Below are 21,106 nucleotides of genomic sequence, written 5' to 3'. Positions count from 1 at the left end.
GTCGATGGCGGGCGGCAGCGCCTGGCGGCGCGGGCTGGCCGGGGGCGGCGGCTGCTGGAGATGGCCGCGGATGACGGCCGCCGGGCTGGTGCCCTCGAACGGGACTGCGCCGGTGAGCAGTTGGAACAGGGTGCAGGCCAGGGAGTACTGGTCGGAGCGGCCGTCGAGGGACGCTCCGGTCAGCTGCTCCGGGGAGGCGTAGGCCAGCGTTGCCGTGACCGTCCCGGTCTGGGTGAGGTGCCCGGTGTCGTCGCGCAGCCGGGCGATGCCGAAGTCGGTCAGATAGACCCGCTCACCCGCGCCGGTCTTGGAGGAGGAGCGGGCCAGCAGAATATTCGCCGGCTTCACATCGCGGTGCAGCACGCCCAGACCATGGGCGTAATCGAGGGCCTTCGCGGTCTCGCCGATGATCTGGGCGGCACGCAGCGGCGGCAGGGTCCCGGGGCTGATCGAGGAGGCGTTGACCCCGTCGATGAACTGCATGGAGATCCACAGCTGTTCACCCTCGTCACCCCGGTCGTAGACGGTGACGATATTCGGGTGGTCCAGCCGGGCGACGAGATCGGCCTCGCGAATGAAGCGGGCCCGAATCTCGTCGTCGCTGAACATCTCCTGGTTGAGCAGCTTCAAGGCGGTCATGCGCGGCAGCCGCGGATGCTTGGCCAGATACACCGAGCCCATACCGCCGCGACCGAGCTCGCGTTCGATGACGTAACCGGCGAACACATCACCAGAGCGCAAGGTCGAACACCCACTTCCCGAAACCAAATCTGCCGCCAGACAAATCCGCAGGCAGCCTATCAGCGTCCGATGACGCTCAATTGTCGCCGACTCGGCCTCACCCCGCGTTCAGATGCGCCCAGGCCTGCACGTCACCGCGATCCAGCGCCACCGCGAGCAGGTCCGGGAAGCGGTCCGGCGTGCAGGCGAAAGCGGGCACACCCAGCGCCGTCAGCGCCGCCGCGTTGTCGCGGTCGTAGGCCGGCGCGCCCTCGTCCGAGAGCGCCAGCAGCACCACGACCTGGACGCCCGACTCCTTCATGGCGCGTATGCGCCGCAGCATCTCCGCCCGCACCCCGCCCTCGTACAGATCCGAGATCAGCACGAACAGCGAGTCCGCGGGCCGGGTGATCAGCGACTGCGAATACGCGATGGCCCGATTGATATCGGTGCCGCCGCCCAGCTGCGTCCCGAACAGCACCTCCACCGGATCCGACAGCTTCTCGGTGAGATCCACGACGGCCGTATCGAATACCACCAGCGAGGTCCGCAGCGACCGCATCGACGCCAGCACCGCCCCGAACACCGAGGCGTAAACCACGCTGGACGCCATGGACCCGGACTGGTCGATGGCCAGCACCACATCCCGCTTGACCGCCTGCGCCTTGCGCCCGTACCCCACCAGCCGTTCGGGCACCACGGTCCGATGCTCGGGCAGATAATTCGCGAGATTCTTGCGAATGGTGCGGTCCCAGTCGATGTCTCGCAGCTTGGGCCGCGACACCCGCGCCGCGCGGTTCAACGCCCCGCCCACCGCCGCCACCGTCTGCGCCGCGATCCGCCGCTCGATCTCCTTGACGACCTTCTCCACCACCATGCGCGCGGTCGCCTTGGTGGTCTCGGGCATCACCCGATTCAGGCTCAGCAGCGTCCCCACCAGGTGCACATCCGGCTCGACCGCCTCCAAAAGCTCAGGCTCGAGCAGCAATTCGGTGAGGTTGAGTCGATCCACGGCATCCCGCTGCATCACCTCCACCACGGTCGAGGGGAAGTAGCGCCGAATGTCGCCCAGCCACCGCGAAACCTGCGGCGCGGAACCCCCGAGCCCGCCCGAGCGCCGCCCGCCGCCGGGCCCGCCGGCGTCGTAGAGCGCCCCCAGCGCCCGATCCATGGCCTGATCGTCGGCATTGCCCAGCCCGCCGCCCCCGAGCCCGGGCTCACCCGCGCTCCCCAGCACCAGACGCCAACGCCGGGACTGGTTCTCGTCAACCTCGTTCATGCCGATACCCCCAGGATCTCCATGGCCGCCCGCATGGCGAGCGTGCCGCGGTCGGTGTCGTATTCGGTGCCACCATTGCCCGAAGTCGTTGGTGCGCCGTGCCGTACGGCCTGGCCGATGGCCTGCCGCTCGCCGGACTCGAACGCGCCGAAGGTCCGGCGCAGCAGCGGCAGGGTGGAGACGAACTGCTCCTCCTCCAGCTCGCACAGCCAGTTGTCGATGAGCGACAACAGGTTTCGGTCATGCACCAGCAGCAATCCGCGCCCGCCCAGGAAGCCGTCGATCCACGACGCCTTGTCCGGAGCCGTACGGCCGACCGACAGCGCCGCCGATAGTCGGCGACCGGATTCCTCAGAGGAGATACGCTCCGCATCGCAGAGCAGCCGCACCGCCCGCCCGACGATCCCGCCGTTCACATCGTCGCGATCGGCGAGCGTCTCCAGCGTGGACAGCCAAGTGCCGGTGGCCCATTCATCGTCCCGCGCCGACAGCGCCAGATGCACGGCATCGATCCGTTCGCGCAGCGCATTGGCCGAATCGGTGTCCAATCCCGTGACGGCCCCGGGCAATCCGGCGCAACTGCGCACCAGCAGGCTGTCCGCCACCCGGGTCAGCGCCGCGCTGTCGGTGCCGCGCACATCGCCGTACCTGGCGATCCGCAGCAGTCCGGGCAGCGCCGACATCAGATGTGTGACGTCATGATCCAGTGCCGCAACCGATTCCAGCCGCGCGATCAGCCCGTCGGTGGCGCCGCCGAGATCGGCCAGCAGCGCCTCCTCCAGCACATTCGCCACCTTGCCGACCGTGGCCTCCGAATCGGCGGCGAGATCGAGGACTTTCGCCTCGGCCGCCGACCGCAGCGTGGTTCCCCAGCGCGACGCCTCGACAATCGAGATCGCCAGCTCGGGCCGCCATCGCAGCGTCCACGTCTCCCGGAAGGTCCCGGTATTGCGCACCTGACTGTCGGTCAGCCGCCCCCACTCGATGCCGAGCAGCCGAAGCCGGTGCAGCAGCCGCGATCTCGCCAGCCCGCCGTCGGTGCGCAGATCCAGATCGAGGGTCTTCTCGAGGGCCTGCTGCTTCAACCGCAGCGTCTTGATCTGCGCCCGCAGGTCCGCCTCCAGCGGCACGGTCGGCGTCCCCTCCGGCACCGTCCCGAGCGCCTCGCCCACCACGAGTTCGGTGCTGACCAGCCGCAACAGCGTCTCGTCGCCATCGCACAGCACCGACCGGGTGGCCTCGGTGACCTCCGACAGCCCGGCCAACGGCCGCTCCCGCAGGGTCGCGAGAGTCTCCGCCAGCCGGACGGATTCGATGATGTGCGCGCTGGACACCGGCAGATCGTGCGCCCGCAGCGTGCCCGCGACCTTGGTCAGCCAGCGCGCGATCGGCTGCTCGGTCTCGGTGAAAAGGTGGTGATACCAGCCCGGCGAGGTGATGCCCGCGCCGTATCCGGAGGAACTGGCCAGCCGGGAATGCGTCCAGGGCACCCAGGTCAGGGTCGCCTTGACCTTCGGCATCCCCTTCAGCAGCTTGGTATCCGCGACCGCCGGCCCCAGCTTGCCCTCCAGCGCGGGCGCGTGCCACGCACCGCACACCACGGCCAGCCGCCGCGCCCCGTCCTTCAAAGCTTTGCGCATGATCTGCCGCATGTGCGCCTCGCGCCGCAGCGTATGGTCGTCCAGATGCTGGGCGTCCTCCCGCAGCGCACCCATGGCCTCGTTGACGGCCCCGAAAATATCGGCGTCCGAGGAGGATTCGATGATCGCGTCCCACCAGCGCTCGGCGTCGTCGTACCCGGCCGCCGAGGCCAGCATCCCCAGCGGATCGGTCCGATCGCCCGGCTCGTCCTCCACGGCCAGCGCGACGGCGGCGGGCAGATCGCAGAACCCCACGGACACAGAGTTTTCCGTCGCGTACCGCAGCGCGATCCATTCCGGCGAGAAGGTCGCGAAGGGCCAGAACGCCGCCTTGGCGGGACTGTCGGGCTGATAGGCGAGCAGGGCCACCGGCGGCGACATCCCCTCGGCCGCAAGGTAACCGATCAGTGGATCGGCATCCGACGGCCCCTCGATGAGAATCGCGTCCGGCCGGAACCGCTCCAGCGCCAGCCCCAACGACCGCGCCGATCCGGGCCCGTGGTGCCGGATCCCGAACACCCGGGTCTCGGTGGCGGTGTCGACCGCGACCGTGTTCCCGATGGGCGCTGCCGCCGTCATTCGTGCACCTCGCGGCAGGCCCGGTAGAAGTCGGCCCAGTCCGGCCGCTGCCGCACCACGGCCTCCAGGTATTCGGTCCACACCACCTGGTCGGCCACCGGATCCTTGATCACCGCGCCCAGCACCGCGCCCGCGATATCGGCGGGTCGCAGCACCCCGTCGCCGAAGTGCGCCGCCAGCGCGATGCCATTGGTGATCACCGAGATCGCCTCGGCCGTGGACAGCGTCCCCGACGGCGACTTCAGCTTGGTCCGCCCGTCGTCGGTCATGCCCGAGCGCAGCTCGCGGAACACCTTCACCACGCGCCGGATCTCCTCGGCCGCCGCGGGCACGGTGGGCAATTCCAGTGCGGTGCCGAGCTGTTCGACCCGGCGGGTCACGATCGACACCTCTTCGTCCTCGCCCGCCGGCAGCGGCAGCACCACGGTATTGAACCGCCGCCGCAGCGCGGAGGACAGCTCGTTCACACCGCGATCGCGGTCATTGGCGGTGGCGATCACATTGAAGCCCTTGGCCGCCTGCACCTCCGTGCCCAGCTCCGGCACCGGCAGCGTCTTCTCCGACAGCACCGTGATCAGCGCGTCCTGCACATCGGAGGGAATACGCGTGAGCTCCTCGAGTCGCGCGATGGACCCCAGGCGCATGGCGGTCATGATCGGCGAGGGCACCAGCGCCGCCTCGCTCGGCCCCTCGGCCAGCAGCCGCGCGTAGTTCCAGCCGTAGCGGATGGCCTCCTCCGCGGTGCCCGAGGTGCCCTGCACCAGCAGCGTGGAATGCCCGGCGATGGCGGCCGAAAGATGTTCCGACACCCACGTTTTCGCGGTACCGGGCACACCGATCAGCAGCAGCGCCCGATCGGTGGCCAGGGTCGCGACCGCGACCTCCATCAACCGGCGCGGCCCGACATACTTGGGCGTGATGACGGTCCCGTCGCTGAGCGTGCCGCCCAGCAGATAGGTGACCACCGCCCACGGCGACAGCTTCCAGGAGGGCGGGCGCGGCCGGTCATCGGCGGCGGCCAGCGCCTTCAGCTCGTCGGCGAAGGCCTGTTCGGCGTGCGGGCGCAGCAGGGCGTCCCGTTCCTGAATCGTGGTCATTGCAACTCCTCGAGCATCGTCTTGCGTTCAATGAGGTCATGGGCGAGCTGGTCGAAAGCCTGCTCCCAGTAGGGATCTCCGCACTGCCGGGCAATCCCGGACACCATCCCGGCGGCCTGCACCGGGAAATGCGCGGACGCCGCGCGGAACAGCGTCCGATACGAGCCGGGCACCAGGCTGGGCGCACCCGGCCGGTCCGCGCTCAATCGCGCGCGCTCCACCAGCAGCCGCAGCACATGCTCGGCCATCGGCCCGGGCCACGGATGCGGCATGGCGCGCAACAGCGATTCGATCTCCGCCAGCCAGCTGGAATCCAGCCCGCGCAGATGGCGGATCTGCGCGCTCTCGGACTGCAGCGCGAACAGCTCGCGCACCTTCTCGGTATCGGCATTGCGGCTGTTCGAGCCGGAAATCACCTCGAACAGTGCGGCCGCCCACTCCGAATTCTTCTGTGCCAGTGCGGCATCGGTCCAGCCCGCGAGCATGGCGCCGCGCACGCTCTCGGCCATGGGTGCGTGCACCGCCTCCTCGGGCGATCCGAGCACCCGCGCCCAATAGGTCAGCGGCGTTCCGGCGACCACCCGATGCAGCCATTCGTTGGCCAGGTCGGGTGCACCGTCGGAGCGATAGGCGGTGTAGCCGAACGAATCTCCGACGCCGTCGCGGCGGGCCGCTTCGTCGAGCACGCCCGGTCCCTTGGTGAGAACCTGCGGCCGCACCGGCGGCGAGCGGAAGATCAGCCAGGCCGACACCCGCTCCGCCATCCGCGCGGCGAAGGCCGAATCCGGCAGCTGCCCGAGCAGATCCGCGGCCAGCCGCCGCACCTCGGCCCGCCGATCGTCGAGCGCGGCCTCCAACAGTGCCTCGTCCTCGATCGACAGCCCATCGGCGAGCACGGCCAGCAGCTCCGCCTTGCCCGGACCGGACTCCTTGGCCCAGGACCCGGCCAGCGCCGCCCGCGCGGCCGCCGGATCGCGCTGCCGCAGCTGGGTCAGCCAGCTCCGCCGCTCCGCCGCCCGGCCGTGCGACCACACGCTGTCGTCCTCGGCGGCGGCCCGCACCAGCGATTTCCAGCCCGGATGCTGCGCGGCCAGCCAGCGCCCCCGCGCACCGGCCAGGCGAAGCAGCGGTTCCCGATGCGGGGCAAGCGCTTTCGCGCGCTCGAGCAAGACGCTGACCAGGCCGTCCGGAGCCCGGAAATCCCGGGGCGCGACCAGCGCGAACCACTCGTCCAGGAAGGGTGAATTGTCGGCCAGCATGTCTCCGAGCCGAGCACCCGCTGCCGCGGGCAGCAGCGGCCGCTCATCATCGGCGGCGGCATCGGCGGACTCGGCGGCACCGGCGGTCACCCCGCCGCGTGCGAAACAGTCCTGCAGCGCAATCGATTCCAGCAGCGTGGCGGCCGCATCCCCCGACAGTGTGGCCGCCGCTTTGATCACCGGTGACGCCAGCCCGGACAGGTCGGCCTGTCGTCGCGCCGTGCCGACGAGCGCCGCCGACACCAGCTCGGCGCTTCCACCGTCCTCGACCCCGCTCCGCAAGGGAAAGGGATTCCCCTGCGTCACACCGACATCGACCATGTTCCCGTTCGCGAGCGCCGCGACCGGCACCAGCCCGTCGACCGTCCACTCCCCGAGCACGGTGACCGGATGCCCACCCGACAGCCCCAGCAACCGCCACGGCTCACCCTCGGCAATCGACACCGGCAGCGCATCCCCGCCGGATTCCACCACATACCAGCCCTTTTCGCCCCGCACGGGAACGACATCGGCCAGCAGCACCGGCCACGACCGCAGGAACGGATCGGCCCCGAGCGCCCGGGCCTGCTCGGTCAATGCCGTGGCAATGCCGTCGGCATCGGTATCGAGGCGCGGGATCGTGGTGAACGGCTCGGGAATGTCCTCATGTCGGTCACCCCAGATACCACGCAGCGGCGCGGCGGCCGGGTAGTAGTGGATGCTCGCCTCCACCTGGAATCCCGGAGCCGGAGTGTCATTCGGGAACGCCGGACTCCCATAGTGATGGTCCACCAGCAGCGCCCACCGTCCGGAAGTCCTGCCGCGCAACCACACTCGACGCGTGTACAGCCCGTCCTCCGCCGTGGTCCGCACCCCGAGCACCTGCCACCGGTCCCGCACCGCGGGCTCGGCACGCACCGCCTCGGCCGGCGTCGGATACCCGATGTGGGTCCGTACGCTGGCCCGCAACTCCGGCGACAGCTCGTCCAGCCGACCGTGCGCCGTCGCGAGCAGATGCAGCCTGGCGTACTCCCGCAGCAGCAGTCGCGGCCACTCGGAATGCGTTGTGGCGAGCGGCAACTGACGCAGGATCGACGCGATCCCCGGCGCCTGCGCGTCGACCATCCGGGCCGCCACGGTCTCGAACGCCCGCATCGAACGATCCGACTGCGCCAGCCCGGTCCGCACCTGATCGGTGAGCCAGGTATCCAGATCGGCCAGGCCCGCGCTCACCCGGGCCCGGCGCTGATCCGCGGTAGCACCGTTGCCGCGCGCCGGTTTCGCCTCTGGCTCGGCCTTCTTGGCGGCCTTGGCAGCCCGCCCGCCCAGCCAGTCGGCCGCGAAATCGGCGACGCTCTCGGCGGCGTTCACCTCGCCCGCACTCCACGACAACAACAGCGACAGTGCGTGTTTGCACGGAAACTTCCGGCTCGGGCAGGTGCACTTGTACGCGGGCCCGGCCAGATCCACGATGGTCTGATACGGTCGGCTACCGCTGCCCTGGCACAAGCCCCACAGCGCGGTGTCGTGAATTCCGGTCCCGCTCCACTTGCCGCGCAGCTTGCGGGCGGCGGTCAGCGACGCGGCGTCCGGTGCGAGCGAGCCGATGTGATCGGCGGTCCAAGCGGTGGTCATCCGTTCCCCCTTCCTCGGTTGAGCAAAGTTGTATCCGAGGCCACCGACAGGTGGATGGGGGTTGGATCACACGATGTTTGCCGCGATAGGGTCGCGGACATGCCCCGCGTCGCGATCGAATACTGCACGCAATGCCGCTGGCTGCTTCGCGCGAGCTGGATGGCCCAGGAGTTGCTCACCACCTTCACCACCGACCTTTCGGAGGTCGCGCTGGTGCCCGGTGAGGGCGGCGTCTTCCGCATCACCGTCGACAGCGAGCAGATCTGGGAACGCAAGGCGGACGGTGGTTTTCCCGATATCGCCATCCTGAAACAGCGGGTCCGGGACCGTGTGGCGCCCGGCCGATCGCTGGGCCACACGGACAAGAAGGAAGCGGAAGCGGCGGACTAGCCGCAGCAACCGCCCCCGCAGCAACCGCCGCCACCCGACGGCGCGGGCGCGGGTGCCGGAGAGTTGCCACCGCGGGTCACCGTGCCGAACGTGGTCAGCAGCTTCACCGTGTCGGCATGCCCGGCCGGGCACGCCGCGGGCGCGGACGCCTCGGCCATCGGGCGGGACAGTTCGAAGGTATCGCCGCAGTCGCGACACCGATACGCGTAACTCGGCACGTTGACAGCCTAGACCAGCCCGGGCAACCCACTCGGTACCCTCGATTTACGGAGTACGAGGAGGTCTGTCGTGAGCACTCGGTTCTTCGACACGCTGTCGGAGCAGAACGGCTCGCCGGTGGCGAAAACCGCATACGGCGCGGTGTCCGGAGCGATGGACGGCGAGATCGCCGTCTGGCGCGGCATTCCCTACGGTGCGAGCACCGGCGGGCACAATCGCTTCCGCCTGCCGCAGCCCCCGCAACCCTGGACCGGCGTCCGCGAATGCGTCACCTTCGGCGACGTCGCGCCGCAATCCGCCGGCTTCGTCCCGGTCGACGGCAGCCTGCGCATGGGTGAGGACTGCCTCTGGCTCAATGTCTGGGCCCCCGCCAAACCCGCCGACGAGCATCGCTCGGTCATGGTGTGGCTGCACGGCGGCGCGTTCTGCCTGGGTACCGCCGCCCAGGCCATCTACGACGGCAAGCGGCTGGCGGAGACCGGCGACGTGATCGTGGTGACGGTCAACTACCGGCTCGGCGCCCTCGGGTTCCTCGATCTGTCCTCCCTCGGTGAGGAATTCGTCCCGAACCTGGGCCTGCACGACCAGATCGCCGCCCTGAAATGGGTGCGCGACAATATCGAGGCCTTCGGCGGCGACCCCGGCAATGTCACCGTCTTCGGCGAATCCTCCGGCGCGGGCTGCGTGACCGCCCTGCTCACCTCCCCGCTCTCGGCGGGCCTGTTCCACCGGGCCATCGCCCAATCCCCGCCCGCCACCACGGTTTTCGGCCCCGAGCGGGCCGCGGTGGTGGCCAAGCGCTACCTGGAACTGCTGGAGCTGACCCCCGACCACGCGGCCGAACTGCTCACCATGCCCGTCGAGCGCATGATCACCGCCGCGGGCACCCTGCTCGACGAGGTGCCGCTGCGCGAACCCGGCCGCCTGGCCGCCGCGCCCGTGGTCGACGGCAACCTGCTGCCCGCCTACCCCAGCGAGCGCTTCCAGCAGGGCCGCTCGCATCGGGTGCCGCTCATCATCGGCACCAACAAGGACGAGGCCTCGCTGTTCCGGCTGTTCCGCTCGCCCATCATGCCGGTCACCCCGGACGCGGTGAACGCCATGCTGCGCGGGGTGGCGGCCGAGCATCCGGGCCTGTCGGCGGAGCGGCTGGCCGAGATCGCGGCGGCCTACGAATCCAGCACGCCGCGCGGCGCGCTCACCATGTCCACCGACGCCGCCTTCCGCATGCCCTCGCACTGGGTCGCCGACGCCCACTCCGCGCACTCGCCGACCTGGATGTACCGCTTCGACCACGCCACCCCGATGCTCAAGGCGGCCCGCGTCGGCGCGGGGCACGCCACCGAATTGCCGTATGTCTTCGGCAATTTCGGCTCCTTCGACTACGACCCCACCTTCTGGCTGGGCGGACGCAAAGCGGCACAGGAGGTTTCGGGCCGGGTCATGCGCCGCTGGCTGGCCTTCGCCGACTACGGCGTCCCGGCCGCCATCGACGGATCCAAACACTGGCCGCCCTACAGCGCGGCGACCCGCACCACGCTGGTCATCGACAATGTGGACCGCGTGGTCGACGACCCGGACCGCGACCGCAACACCATCTGGGGTGACGACGTGGTCGGGTTCTATTAGACCTCTGCGTTTTCCGGGACCGCCGCCGGGACGCGATGGCCCATCCGCGCGGGCATGTGGGCATACCCGTGCAGATTGCGCAGCGGCCGCCGCTGCGGCGCACCGGCCAGCGCCAGATTCGGGAACTGGTCGAACAGCGATCGCAGCGCGTACACACCCTCCATCCGCGCCAGGCTCGCACCGAGGCAGGTATGGATACCGCTGGAGAAGGTCAAGTGCTCCTTGGCATTCGGGCGGGTGATATCGAAGCGATTCGGGTCCTCGAACTTGCGCGGATCCCGGTTCGCGCCCGCCAGCGACATCACCACCACGGTGCCCTGCGGTAGCGAGAAACCGTCGATCTCGGTGTCGCACAGTGTGATTCGACCGGTCATCATGACCGGCGGATCGAAGCGCAGGATCTCGTCCACGGCCGCGGACCACAGATCGGGATCCGCGCGCAGCAGCTCCAATTGCTCGGGATGCGAAAGCAATTGGACGATGCCGTTGCCGATGAGATTCACCGTCGTCTCGAAGCCCGCGCCCATGAGCAGACTGGCCGTCGCCTTCAATTCGCGGTCGTCGAGCTCCCCGGCGGTGACCAGGCTGGAGAGAATGTCCTCGCCGGGCTCGCGCCGTAGCCGCGCGATGTGGTCGTCCAGATAGGCGTCCATCAGATCCATCGCCAGATAGGCGTCGCGCCAGGCGCGCCAGGAGATGCCGATGTCCAGCAGCGGAGTGGCCGCATCACCCCAGCGCAGGAACTCATCGCGCGAAGTCTGTGGGAAGCCCAGCATTTCGCTGATGATGGCGATCGGCACCTGCTGGGCGAAGTCCGCGATCAGATCCGCCGAGCCACCAGGCGGCAACGCGTCCAGCAATTCCGCGGTCACCGATTCCACCCGATCCCGCAGCCGCGCGATGGCGCGCGGGGTGAAGGCCGCCGACACCGATTTGCGGATGCGCGTGTGATCCGGCGGGTCGATCATGAGCAGCGACGGCGGCTCCACCGGATTGGGTGGCGTCTGCGCCGACTTCAGCCGATTGCGCAGCCACTGCGGCATATCGATGCCGTCGGGGCCGAACGCGCCGAAGCGATTGTCCCGCAGCATCACCCGGATCAGCTCGTAGTCGGCCGTCGCCCAGGTGTAGGGGTTGTGCACCAGCCGCCCGCTCGCCCGCATGGCCTCGATCGGGGGATACGGATTGCCCAGCGCCGACGGACTGGTGAGCAATTGCGCCAGTGGATTTCCCCCGCGCGCCTGCAGCCGCAGCGCCCACCGCGCCGCCCCGTGCTCGACCACCCATCGGGCCCAATACCGTGGACTCATCATCGCCGGACTCCCTCGTCATCGGATGATTCCACGGTACGGAAACCGTTATCGGGACAAAACATCCCGCGGAGGGAATCGGGGCTCCTACCCGGGTAGGAGGGGGGCAACTCTCGGACTCTCAGGGGCTTCCCCTGAAACCCCTTCTTCCTCTCAGGGGCCTCGCCCCGAAACCCCTTTACCTGCGTTCGGTCGTGACCCTTTCGGACGCCACTCGCCGATCGTGTGCGGCCGGATCGGGATTGGCGACCTGCACCAGCGACGCGCCCGCCGCCAGCACCGCCACGAACCCGTCGATCAACTCGGCCGGGGTCGCCCAGGAGGATGTGGAAAGCACCCGGTCCTCGCTGGTGAAGCCCTGCCGTGCAGCCGATTTCCGGGCTTCCTCGAGCACCTCCGACACCGACTGGCCGTCCAGCGCGCAGCCGATGCCGCCGGGTCGGAACTGATCGCCGTGCACCCGGACGGAGGTCGCGTAATCGGTGATACCGACCTGGAGGTCCTTCACCGGCATCCCCATCGGATCCAGCGACAGCGCCGCCACTTCCGCGATCCCGTCCGCCTCGTCGATCCGATCCGCCGTCACCAGCGCCAGCTCCGCGTCCGGGTCGGCGTGCAGCACCACTTCCACGCCCGCCCACCAGCAGCCAAGCAGCACCGCCGCGGTCTGCCAGTGCGCCGGGAGCAGCACCGCCACCCGCGCCCCGGAGGACAGCCCGAATTCGTCGCGAATCATATTGGCGGTCTTGGCCGCCCAGTTGGCCAGCGTCAGCGCGGACAGCTCGATCCGCGCGCCGGTGGCATCGTCGTAGAAGGTGATGCGCGGGCCCGCGGGGTCGCGGGCGAGGATGGGGTCGAGCACCGCTTCGGTGAGGGTCTCGTTCAATTCACGCATTTCGGTCCGTTCGTACCAGCGTCGATAGGTGGGGCCGGGGGCACCGGAGTCGCGGTCGTGCTGCTTCCGGAGAAGTCGATCGTGCCGCTGCCCGTCGCCGAACCCGGACCAGCGTAGTCACTCGCCAGCACGACGCGAACCGTGCCCGCCGGAAGTCCGGTTTCACCCATCACCGGCAGCTCGCCCAGTACCTGCGCCACCGCCCGCGCCTTCGGGTCGCCGCCCGAGGCCGCCAGCACTCGGCTGGACTGGATCGGCCCGCCGATCCAATTGTCCACCGTCCCGGTCCGGAATCCCTTGGCCGCCAGCGCCTGCGCCGCCGTCGCGGCCAGCCCGCCGGTGCCGGAAGCGTTGTAGACATCGACGGTCACGCTCGACGGATCGATGCCGCCGTCGCCCTCGTCATCGCCGCCGACCGCCTTGTCCACGAACTTGTGCACCGCGACCGGGTCCACCCGCACCACCGATTCGCCGTTGTCGGTCCAGCCGTTGAGGTCCTTGACCGGAATGGTCTCGAACTTCACCTGGCCGCCCGAGAGATCCTGCAGCTGGTGCAGAAAGCTGAGCACGTCCCAGCCGTCGTCGAGCACCACCGTGCGCCCGACCGCGTCGCTGAGCTCCTTCAACCGGGTGGGACTGGTGAGCACCTTGGCGCTGAGCACCTGATGCACCAGCTGCGCCATGTACACCTGCTGCCGCACGATCCGATCCAGATCGCCGCGCGGCAGATCGTGGCGCTGGCGCACGAAGCTCAAAGCCTGTGCGCCATTGAGCTTCTGCGGCCCGGCCGGGAAGTTCGCGCCCGAAAGCGGTTCGTCCACCGCGTTGTTCAGGCACACGTCGACACCGCCGACGGCATCGGTGAGCAGCACGAAGCCCAGCAGCCCGACCTCCGCGTAATGGTCGACGGTGATCCCGGTGAGGCCGGCCACCGTCTTGATCAGCGCCTGCCGCCCGGCCTGGGTGGAGCGCTTGTCGGCCTCGGCGGGGGAGACGCCCTGGTCGATCAGCTTCTGCTGGGTGGTCGCCTTGGTCACGCCGTACGCGGAATTGATCTTCCCCATGCCGAGTCCCGGAATGTCCACATAGGAGTCGCGGGGAATCGAGATCGCCGTCGCGGAACTGCCGTCATTGGGCACCCGGATGAGCACGATGGTGTCGGTATTGAGCCCGCCCTCGCCGTCGTCGCCGGCGTGCAGCATGGCCAATTCGTCCTCGGAGAGCGGATTTCCGTGCGCGTCGGTCCGCGAGTCGATGCCGACCATGAGGATGTCGGTCGCGCCGTCGGCCTTGTCCCCGCCCAGGCCCAGATTGCCGATCCGCTCGATGCTGGACACCAGCTGATCCACGCTGTGCCACCCCAGCCCGGTCGCCACCAGCACCAGCACCGCCATCACCGCCGTCAGCACGCGACCCGGAGTGGCCAGGTGACGTGCGCGGCGTGACGGTACAGGCACGGATGCCCAGGAACTGTCCGGCAACCCGATGATCCTTTCGAAAGCGCGGGATTTCCCCCACTGTGCAGGCTAGTAGCGGTAACCAAAATGTTGCCGTATCACCGGCTCCGTGAGTCGCCCGGGTGCGTGCCAGACTGGCGGGCGTGATGCTGATAACCGGAGGACGCGGGCAATTGGGCCGGGCGCTGACGGCTCTCGCGCCGGGGGCGCGTGGGCTGGCCCACACCGATCTCGACATCACCGACCTGGATGCCGTCCGCAAGGTGGTGAGCGGCGGGGATGTGCTCATCAACTGCGCCGCCTACACCGCGGTCGACAAGGCCGAGACTGACGAGGCAGCCGCCTTCGCCGTCAACGCGACCGGTCCGTCTGTGCTGGCTCGCGCCTGTGCCGAAAAGGGCGCGCGGCTCATTCACGTCTCCACCGACTATGTGTTTCCCGGCACTGCTACGCATCCGTACGAACCAGACGATCCGGTCGGCCCGTCCACGGTCTACGGCCGCTCGAAACTCGCTGGGGAGCAAGCGGTTCTGGAGCTCGCGCCGGACGCGCACATCGTCCGGACCGCCTGGGTCTACACCGGGCAGGGCACTGACTTCGTCGCCACCATGCGCCGCCTGGAACGCGAGCGCGACACCATCACCGTGGTGAACGACCAGATCGGCTCACCCACCTACGCCCCCGATCTCGCGGCGGGTCTGTTGGAGCTCGCTGCCAAGCCCGCTGCCCCTCGAATCCTGCACGCCACCAATGCCGGACAAGCCAGTTGGTTCGATCTCGCGCGGGCCGTCTTCACCGGTCTCGGCGCGGACCCGGAACGCGTACGGCCTTGCGGCACCGAGGATTTCCCCAGACCCGCTCCGCGCCCGGCATATTCGGTCCTTTCGGGCAATTCGTGGGCCGCCGCGGGCCTGTCGCCGCTGCGTCACTGGCAGCTCGCACTGAACGACGCACTGGCCGCCATCTCCGACTATCCTGAGGCCCCGTGAGCCCCTCGGATTCTGTCGGAAAGCCCCCCGCAGCGGAGAAGAAACCGCAGCTGGCAGTCGTCACGGTGACCTACTCGCCCGGCGAGCACCTGGAACACTTCATCAGCACGCTGGCCACCGCCACCGGTGAGAAGCCGCAGGTCATCCTGGCCGACAACGGCTCGACCGACGGCTCGCCGGAATTGGCCGCGGAGGCCAACGCCCACGTGCGGTTGCTGCGCACCGGCGGCAATATCGGCTACGGCGGCGCCATCAACCGCGCGGTCGCCGAGATCGACCCGGACATCGAGTTCATCGTGATCGCCAACCCGGACGTGCGCTGGGGCACCGATTCCATCGACGAACTCCTCGCCGCCGCCCGCCGCTGGCCGCGCGCCGGCGCGCTGGGCCCGATGGTGCTCGAGCCGGACGGCAGCCGCTACCCCTCGGCGCGCTCGGTGCCGGGCATCGCCGACGGCGCGGGTCACGCCATCCTCGGCACCATCTGGCCCAAGAACCCGTGGACCCTGCGCTACCGCCAGGACAACGAGGCGGTCAGCGAGCGCAGCGTCGGCTGGCTGTCGGGTTCGTGCCTGCTGGTGCGCCGCGCCGCCTTCGACTCCATCGACGGTTTCGACTCGCGCTACTTCATGTACATGGAGGACGTCGACTTCGGTGACCGCATGGGCAAGGCGGGCTGGCACAATGTTTTCGTGCCGTCCGCGGAGGTCACGCACGCCAAGGGACACGCCGCGGGACGCCATCCGGAGACGATGCTGCCCGCGCACCACGCCAGCGCCTATCGTTTCCAGGCCGACCGGCATCCGCACTGGTGGCAGGCTCCGCTCCGGGTCGCGCTGAAGGCTGGACTTGCGATTCGTTGCAAGCTTGCGGTTCGATCCGCACTGCGCGAACGTGATCGAAACGAAGGTGTTTAAGATCGCGTGCGCGCGTTCCTGACAACCTGACACAGGGGAGAAAATGGCGAACAGCGGTAGTACCGCCGGGTCTACGGACGCGGTGATCCTGGTCGGGGGCCAGGGCACCCGACTGCGTCCGTTGACCTTGTCCGCCCCCAAGCCGATGCTGCCCACGGCCGGACTGCCGTTCCTGCAGCATCTGCTGGCCCGCATCGCCGATGCCGGGATCACGCACGTGGTGCTCGGCACCTCCTACAAGGCGGAGGTGTTCGAGGAACACTTCGGCGACGGCGCCGACCTCGGCCTCGAACTCGAATACGTCACCGAGACCGAGGCCCTCGGCACCGGCGGCGGCATCCGCAACGTCCTGCCCAAGCTGCGGGCCGACACCGTCATGGTGTTCAACGGCGACGTGCTCGGCGGCACCGACCTGGGCGGGATCCTCGAGACCCACCACAGCTCCGGCGCCGACGTCACCCTGCACCTGGTCCGGGTGAGCGATCCGCGCGCCTTCGGCTGCGTGCCGACCGATGCGAACGGGCGGGTCACCGCGTTCCTGGAGAAGACCCAGGATCCGCCGACCGATCAGATCAACGCCGGCTGCTACGTCTTCCGGCGCGAGTACATCGAGAAGATCCCGGCGGGGCGTCCGGTGTCGGTGGAGCGGGAGACCTTCCCGTCGCTGCTGGCCGAGGGCGCGCACATCCAGGGGCATGTCGACACCTCGTACTGGCGTGACATGGGCACCCCGGAGGACTTCGTCCGTGGCTCGGCCGATCTGGTCCGCGGCATCGCGCCCTCTCCGGCCCTGCCGGGGCAGCGCGGCGAATCGCTGGTCCATCCCGGTGCGGGCGTCGCCCCGGGTGCGCTGCTGATCGGCGGCACCGTCGTCGGCCGCGGCGCCGAGGTGGGCGCGGGTGCGCGGCTCGACGGCGCGATCCTCTTCGACGGGGCGTGCGTGGAAGCCGGTGCCACCGTGGAACGTTCGATCGTCGGCTTCGGCGCTCGGATCGGCCCGCGCGCGCTGGTGCGTGACGCCGTGATCGGCGACGGCGCGAATGTCGGTGCCCGATGCGAACTACTACGTGGCGCACGCGTGTGGCCGGGTGTGGACATCCCGGACGGCGGCATCCGCTTCTCCACCGACGTCTGACCCGAATACGACGAATCGGCCGATCCATGCGCGGATCGGCCGATTTCGTTTGTGCAGCAATGGTTTCCCTCGAGGTCTCAGCGCTCCCACTTACCGGGGTTCAGGTGGAACTGGACCAGCGCGGTGGCGTGGCCGTGGCCCATCGCGTGCTCGGCCTTCAGCCAGTTCACCAAGTCCTTGTGGCCGGTGACGCCGCTGGCGTCCAGCAGCGCGAACCACTCGTCCACGGGGTGACCGTATTTGGTCTCGATGGACGGGAAGTAGGAAGCGGGGCCGTGGGGCTTGGTGGTCGCCATGTCTGTCTCCTCTGAGCTGCGGTGTCACGGATGAGGACGGAGCAGCCTATCGGAATTCATCGCGCCGTGACCGGAGTCACTGCGGGGGTGGTGATCTCGGTGCTGCGGCGCTCGCGGATCAACAGGAATCCGGTGAACGCCACCAGGGCCGCGGTGAAGCCGTGGACGCCGAATGCCATTGCGGTGGAACCGCTGTGGCGCAGGATGGTGAGCATGTCGCCGAGGGGGATGACGGACGTGGCCAGCATGGCGATGCCGAGGGCGTAGCGCTGGCGGGCGGCCAGCAGGGCCACGATGAGCAGGCCCGAGCCGATATCGCGGACGCCCTTGGTGTTGAGGAAGTCGGCGGCCTCGCCGGTGGGGGCGACGCGCAGGCCGAAGCCGGGAGCTTCGATCGCGGGGACGGTCACGTAGCGGATGCCGACGTAGGTGATGAAGGCCGCACCCGCGAGGGAGAGGGCGGTGGCGACGTGGGAGGAGATGCGGGAGATGCTCATGACTACTGCTCCAAAATCTAGCGGTGCTAACTGATGAAGCAATGCTAGATGGTGCGTGGATAGTTTGTCTAGCGATGCTAGAGTTTTCGTCATGAGCGCCATTCAGACCCGCAAGGAACGCGAGCGGACCGAGCGCCGCCAGCGCATTGTCGACACCGCCCGCGAGATCGCCGCGACCGAGGGGTGGGACGCGGTCACCGTGCGCAAGCTGGCCGATCGCATCGAGTACAGCCAGCCGGTGCTGTACAGCCACTTCGCGGGCAAGGACGCCATCGTGTCCGCCGTCGCGGAGGAAGGGATCGCGGAATTCGCCGTCCTCATCCGGGAACTCAGGACCGCCGCGGACAGTCCGGAGGCCGCGTTGCGGGCGGTGGTCCAGGGCTATCTCGACTTCGCCCGCGACAACGCCGCCCTCTACGACGCCATGTTCCTGCTGCGCACCGAGCTGAAATTCGGGCCGGAGGCACCGCAGGCGCTCAAGGACGCCTTCTCGGAAATGGCGCAGACCTTCGCGCCGTTCGCGCCGTCGCGCGATGTCGAGACCTTCACCGAGGTCGCGTGGAGCACCCTGCACGGGTTGGCGACCCTGGACCGAGGGGGTCGGCTGCGGCCCGACTTTCGAGCTCAGCGGCTGGAAATGCTGGTCGCGCAATGGGTTCGCGGGGACTGACCGGTCGGGTTCGTCACGGTTGCGCCGCGGTGTCGGCGGTCCGGCCTAGGCTGAAGTCATGGCTGACGCTGTGGTGGTCGGATCGGGTCCCAACGGGCTTGCGGCGGCGGTGATCCTGGCGCGGGCGGGGCTCGAGGTCGAGGTGTACGAGGCCTCCGACGCCATCGGCGGCGGCTGCCGGACGGCCGAGGTGACGCTGCCGGGGTTCCATCATGATCTGTGCGCGGGGGCGCATCCGATGGCGGTGGCCTCGCCGTTCTTCCGGGCCTTCGATCTGAAGGCGCACGGTGTCGAATTGCTCGCGCCGCAGGTGTCGTACGCGCATCCGCTGGATGGGGGTCGGGCGGGGCTGGCGTGGCAGGACCTCGAGCACACGGTGGACGGCCTGGGCCGCGACGGCCGTTCCTGGAAGCGGCTGTTCGGTCCGCTGGTGCGCAAGTGGGAGGACCTGGTCGGGCTGATCATGTCCGATCTGCGGCATCCGCCCATCGATCCGACGGGGTTGCTCCGCATCGATCCGGGCATCGAACTGCGTCTGCTGCGCCGGATCCTCGAACAGGCGACGCCGTTGTGGAACATGCGTTTCCATGAGGACATCGCCCCGGCGCTGCTGACGGGTGTATCCGCGCACGCCATCCGCCCGCCGCGCAGCTTCCCGGGTGCGGGTGTCGCCATGCTGCTCGGCACCCTGGCGCATGTGCGTGGCTGGCCGGTGCCGCGCGGTGGCAGCCAGGCCATCATCGACGCGCTCGCGGATGATCTGAAAACCCATGGCGGGCGCATCATCACCGGACATCGTGTCGACTCGCTGGACGATTTCGCCGATGTCCGAGCCGTTCTCCTCGACACCGCCCCGGCCGAGCTGCAGCGCATCGCGACGCTTCCGGCGCGATACAACTTCGCGCTCAACAGGTTCCGCTACGGCGGTGCGGCCTGCAAGGTCGACTTCGCGCTCTCGGGTCCGGTGCCGTGGGAGGCGCACGGCTGCGATCGGGCCGGGACACTGCATCTGGTCGGCAGACGTGAGGAGGCCATGGTCGCCGAACAAGCCGTCGCCGCAGGCAAACTCGCCGAGCGGCCCTTCGTCCTCGCCATCCAGCCGGGTGTCGTCGACTCCACACGCGCGCCGCAGGGGAAGGCCACCCTCTACACCTACTGTCATGTCCCCAACGGCTCCACCGAGGACCTGACCGAGGCCATCACCGCCCAGGTCGAACGCTTCGCCCCGGGCTTCCGCGACCTCATCCTGGCCACCAATGTCCGCACCGCCGCCCGCATGCCCGCCCACAACGCCAACTACGTCGGCGGCGACATCTCCGCGGGCGCAATGACCCTGCGCCAAACCGTCTTCCGTCCAGCCCCCCGCTGGAACCCGTACTCGACGCCACTACAGGGCGTCTACCTCTGCTCCTCCGCCACCCCGCCCGGCCCGGGCGTACACGGCATGAACGGCTACTACGCCGCCCGCCACGCCCTCCGCAAGGAGTTCGGCGTCCTCACCGATCCGCTCGAACTCCTGACGGACCACTGGCGCAACTGAATTCGGGTGGATTGTTCGAATTCTGTTGGTAGCTAGGTGTTTATAACGCGTGTTGCTGTGATCATGCTGTCGTGTCGTGAGATTCGAAACTATGATCGAAGGTATGGGTGATTTCGCTGCTGAGATGGCTGCCGACCGGGAACTGGTCGAGCAGCTCCGTGGCGTGCACTCACGGATAGCTGAACTGCAGGCCGAAGAAACCGCATTGATGACGCAGCTCTACGAGCGCCGCCGTGCCCAGCAGATCGACCTCGGGGTCGGGCTGCTGTACGCAGGCGAGAGCGCCGCCACCGAAATCGGTGTCGCACTCAAGATGTCGCAGCGCTCGGCGGACAACCTGATCAATATCGGGCTCGACCTCGAGCACCGCTACCCGAGCACCGCGCAGGCCTTTGCTGCCGGGCGTATCGATCTGGCGCAGGTGCGTGCGATCCGCGAGACCCTGACCAATGTGCCCGAGGATCTGTTGGCCGAGTTGGAGCCGAAGATCGCGGCGTATGCGGAAAATGCTGACCCGCAGCGGGTTCGGCGTACCGCGCGCCGGTGGATCACCGAGGCCGACCCCGAGGGTCAGGCGAAGCGTCGCAAGGAAGCCGAGGCCGAGCGTTACGTCAGTGTCAATGCGGCCGACAACGGAACCGCTGTCGTTGACGCGGTCCTGCCTGCCGCCGGTGGGCGCACCTTGTACGAGAGGCTGCGTGAGATGGCGTGCACGCAGGTGTGCAGCGAGGATCCGCGTACCCAGAACCAGCGCCGCGCTGACGCTTTGGTGGCCCTCGCCGACGGCACCGGTCGCCTGACCTGTCAGTGTGGTCGCGAGGACTGCCCGCGCGCCCCCTTCGATGCGGTCGCGCCGGTGGCGCGGAAGGCTCTGGTGCAGGTGGGTGTGTCGGCAGAAACCCTTGCGGGACTGCAGGACAACCCGGCGCTGTTGGCGGGGTTCGGTGCGATCGACGCCGATTTGGCGCGGCAGA

19 protein-coding genes are annotated in these 21,106 nt (G+C 69.0%); 8 read left to right on the top strand and 11 right to left on the bottom strand.

The window, feature by feature from the left end:
* From ON43_RS27115 to ON43_RS27095, 5 genes are all read right to left on the bottom strand, one after another.
* Positions 1 to 741 (bottom strand): serine/threonine-protein kinase (locus ON43_RS27115; protein WP_040811954.1); only part of this gene is annotated, 741 nt, incomplete at its 3' end.
* A gap of 97 nt (positions 742 to 838) precedes the next feature.
* Positions 839 to 1,999, bottom strand: a complete 1,161-nt coding sequence (locus ON43_RS27110) for a VWA domain-containing protein (protein ID WP_040811942.1) — start codon at positions 1,997 to 1,999, stop codon at positions 839 to 841.
* Positions 1,996 to 4,218 carry a DUF5682 family protein gene (locus ON43_RS27105; protein ID WP_051179324.1) on the bottom strand — a complete coding sequence of 741 codons (2,223 nt, stop codon included), beginning with the start codon at positions 4,216 to 4,218 and terminating at the stop codon, positions 1,996 to 1,998. The genes ON43_RS27110 and ON43_RS27105 overlap by 4 nt, the downstream gene beginning before the upstream one ends.
* The gene (locus ON43_RS27100; RefSeq protein ID WP_040811941.1) at positions 4,215 to 5,315 is read right to left on the bottom strand and encodes an ATP-binding protein; all 1,101 of its coding nucleotides are present in this window, start codon (positions 5,313 to 5,315) and stop codon (positions 4,215 to 4,217) included. Before ON43_RS27100 ends, ON43_RS27105 begins: the two co-directional genes overlap by 4 nt.
* Complete coding sequence (locus tag ON43_RS27095) at positions 5,312 to 8,188, bottom strand: DUF5691 domain-containing protein (protein WP_040811940.1); 2,877 nt, start codon at positions 8,186 to 8,188, stop codon at positions 5,312 to 5,314. The genes ON43_RS27100 and ON43_RS27095 overlap by 4 nt, the downstream gene beginning before the upstream one ends.
* A gap of 99 nt (positions 8,189 to 8,287) precedes the next feature.
* On the opposite strand from ON43_RS27095, the gene ON43_RS27090 reads away from it, so the two are divergent.
* Positions 8,288 to 8,578 (top strand): Rdx family protein, encoded by a 291-nt coding sequence (locus ON43_RS27090; protein WP_040811938.1) that lies wholly within the window; start codon positions 8,288 to 8,290, stop codon positions 8,576 to 8,578.
* Here the strand turns inward: ON43_RS27090 and ON43_RS27085 are convergent.
* Positions 8,575 to 8,796, bottom strand: coding sequence for an FmdB family zinc ribbon protein (locus ON43_RS27085; protein WP_040811936.1), 222 nt, complete (start codon positions 8,794 to 8,796; stop codon positions 8,575 to 8,577). The genes ON43_RS27090 and ON43_RS27085 overlap by 4 nt on opposite strands.
* Positions 8,797 to 8,866: 70 nt before the next feature.
* Between ON43_RS27085 and ON43_RS27080 the strand changes: the two genes are divergently transcribed.
* Positions 8,867 to 10,426: a carboxylesterase/lipase family protein gene (locus ON43_RS27080; RefSeq protein WP_083913759.1), complete on the top strand. Its 1,560-nt coding sequence runs from the start codon at positions 8,867 to 8,869 to the stop codon at positions 10,424 to 10,426.
* On the opposite strand, the gene ON43_RS27075 is transcribed toward ON43_RS27080, so the two are convergent.
* The 3 genes from ON43_RS27075 to ON43_RS27065 all read right to left on the bottom strand — a co-directional run bounded on the left by ON43_RS27075 (position 10,423) and on the right by ON43_RS27065 (position 14,025).
* Positions 10,423 to 11,736, bottom strand: a complete 1,314-nt coding sequence (locus ON43_RS27075; protein WP_040811951.1) for a cytochrome P450 — start codon at positions 11,734 to 11,736, stop codon at positions 10,423 to 10,425. The genes ON43_RS27080 and ON43_RS27075 overlap by 4 nt on opposite strands.
* A 178-nt stretch (positions 11,737 to 11,914) precedes the next feature.
* Positions 11,915 to 12,631: a TIGR03089 family protein gene (locus tag ON43_RS27070; protein ID WP_040811949.1), complete on the bottom strand. Its 717-nt coding sequence runs from the start codon at positions 12,629 to 12,631 to the stop codon at positions 11,915 to 11,917.
* A complete protein-coding gene (locus tag ON43_RS27065) occupies positions 12,619 to 14,025 on the bottom strand; it encodes an LCP family protein (protein WP_040811947.1) in 1,407 nt (468 codons plus the stop codon). Before ON43_RS27065 ends, ON43_RS27070 begins: the two co-directional genes overlap by 13 nt.
* A 209-nt stretch (positions 14,026 to 14,234) precedes the next feature.
* Between ON43_RS27065 and rfbD the strand changes: the two genes are divergently transcribed.
* From rfbD to manB, 3 genes are read left to right on the top strand one after another with little or no spacing between them, the layout of a single operon-like run.
* The gene (gene rfbD, locus ON43_RS27060) at positions 14,235 to 15,077 is read left to right on the top strand and encodes a dTDP-4-dehydrorhamnose reductase (RefSeq protein WP_040811934.1); all 843 of its coding nucleotides are present in this window, start codon (positions 14,235 to 14,237) and stop codon (positions 15,075 to 15,077) included.
* A complete protein-coding gene (locus ON43_RS27055; RefSeq protein ID WP_051179320.1) occupies positions 15,074 to 15,994 on the top strand; it encodes a glycosyltransferase family 2 protein in 921 nt (306 codons plus the stop codon). Before rfbD ends, ON43_RS27055 begins: the two co-directional genes overlap by 4 nt.
* Positions 15,995 to 16,037: 43 nt before the next feature.
* On the top strand, positions 16,038 to 17,129 hold the full coding sequence (manB, locus tag ON43_RS27050; RefSeq protein ID WP_040811933.1) for a mannose-1-phosphate guanylyltransferase: 1,092 nt from the start codon (positions 16,038 to 16,040) through the stop codon (positions 17,127 to 17,129).
* Between the two features lie 77 nt (positions 17,130 to 17,206).
* On the opposite strand, the gene ON43_RS27045 is transcribed toward manB, so the two are convergent.
* Complete coding sequence (locus tag ON43_RS27045) at positions 17,207 to 17,425, bottom strand: DUF4287 domain-containing protein (protein ID WP_040811931.1); 219 nt, start codon at positions 17,423 to 17,425, stop codon at positions 17,207 to 17,209.
* Positions 17,426 to 17,481: 56 nt separating this feature from the next.
* Positions 17,482 to 17,922: a DUF4267 domain-containing protein gene (locus tag ON43_RS27040; protein WP_040811930.1), complete on the bottom strand. Its 441-nt coding sequence runs from the start codon at positions 17,920 to 17,922 to the stop codon at positions 17,482 to 17,484.
* Between the two features lie 91 nt (positions 17,923 to 18,013).
* On the opposite strand from ON43_RS27040, the gene ON43_RS27035 reads away from it, so the two are divergent.
* The 3 genes from ON43_RS27035 to ON43_RS27025 form a co-directional block, all read left to right on the top strand.
* Positions 18,014 to 18,592: a TetR/AcrR family transcriptional regulator gene (locus ON43_RS27035; RefSeq protein ID WP_040811929.1), complete on the top strand. Its 579-nt coding sequence runs from the start codon at positions 18,014 to 18,016 to the stop codon at positions 18,590 to 18,592.
* 58 nt (positions 18,593 to 18,650) lie between these two features.
* Positions 18,651 to 20,132, top strand: coding sequence for a phytoene desaturase family protein (locus tag ON43_RS27030; RefSeq protein ID WP_040811928.1), 1,482 nt, complete (start codon positions 18,651 to 18,653; stop codon positions 20,130 to 20,132).
* A 124-nt stretch (positions 20,133 to 20,256) separates the two neighbouring features.
* Positions 20,257 to 21,106 (top strand): DUF222 domain-containing protein (locus tag ON43_RS27025; protein WP_167333466.1); only part of this gene is annotated, 850 nt, incomplete at its 3' end.

The organism is Nocardia concava NBRC 100430 (genome assembly GCF_000308815.1).
GTDB lineage: Bacteria > Actinomycetota > Actinomycetes > Mycobacteriales > Mycobacteriaceae > Nocardia > Nocardia concava.
This window is presented reverse-complemented; position numbering and strand designations above follow the sequence as displayed.

What these genes read in the sequence shown, in the direction of transcription:
- ON43_RS27110 (WP_040811942.1), bottom strand. Translation starts at nt 1,999, where the DNA reads ATGAACGAGGTTGACGAGAACCAGTCCCGGCGTTGGCGTCTGGTGCTG.
- ON43_RS27105 (WP_051179324.1), bottom strand. Translation starts at nt 4,218, where the DNA reads ATGACGGCGGCAGCGCCCATCGGGAACACGGTCGCGGTCGACACCGCC.
- ON43_RS27100 (WP_040811941.1), bottom strand. Translation starts at nt 5,315, where the DNA reads ATGACCACGATTCAGGAACGGGACGCCCTGCTGCGCCCGCACGCCGAA.
- ON43_RS27095 (WP_040811940.1), bottom strand. Translation starts at nt 8,188, where the DNA reads ATGACCACCGCTTGGACCGCCGATCACATCGGCTCGCTCGCACCGGAC.
- ON43_RS27090 (WP_040811938.1), top strand. Translation starts at nt 8,288, where the DNA reads ATGCCCCGCGTCGCGATCGAATACTGCACGCAATGCCGCTGGCTGCTT.
- ON43_RS27075 (WP_040811951.1), bottom strand. Translation starts at nt 11,736, where the DNA reads ATGAGTCCACGGTATTGGGCCCGATGGGTGGTCGAGCACGGGGCGGCG.
- ON43_RS27070 (WP_040811949.1), bottom strand. Translation starts at nt 12,631, where the DNA reads ATGCGTGAATTGAACGAGACCCTCACCGAAGCGGTGCTCGACCCCATC.
- ON43_RS27065 (WP_040811947.1), bottom strand. Translation starts at nt 14,025, where the DNA reads ATGGCGGTGCTGGTGCTGGTGGCGACCGGGCTGGGGTGGCACAGCGTG.
- rfbD (WP_040811934.1), top strand. Translation starts at nt 14,235, where the DNA reads ATGCTGATAACCGGAGGACGCGGGCAATTGGGCCGGGCGCTGACGGCT.
- manB (WP_040811933.1), top strand. Translation starts at nt 16,038, where the DNA reads ATGGCGAACAGCGGTAGTACCGCCGGGTCTACGGACGCGGTGATCCTG.
- ON43_RS27045 (WP_040811931.1), bottom strand. Translation starts at nt 17,425, where the DNA reads ATGGCGACCACCAAGCCCCACGGCCCCGCTTCCTACTTCCCGTCCATC.
- ON43_RS27040 (WP_040811930.1), bottom strand. Translation starts at nt 17,922, where the DNA reads ATGAGCATCTCCCGCATCTCCTCCCACGTCGCCACCGCCCTCTCCCTC.
- ON43_RS27035 (WP_040811929.1), top strand. Translation starts at nt 18,014, where the DNA reads ATGAGCGCCATTCAGACCCGCAAGGAACGCGAGCGGACCGAGCGCCGC.
- ON43_RS27030 (WP_040811928.1), top strand. Translation starts at nt 18,651, where the DNA reads ATGGCTGACGCTGTGGTGGTCGGATCGGGTCCCAACGGGCTTGCGGCG.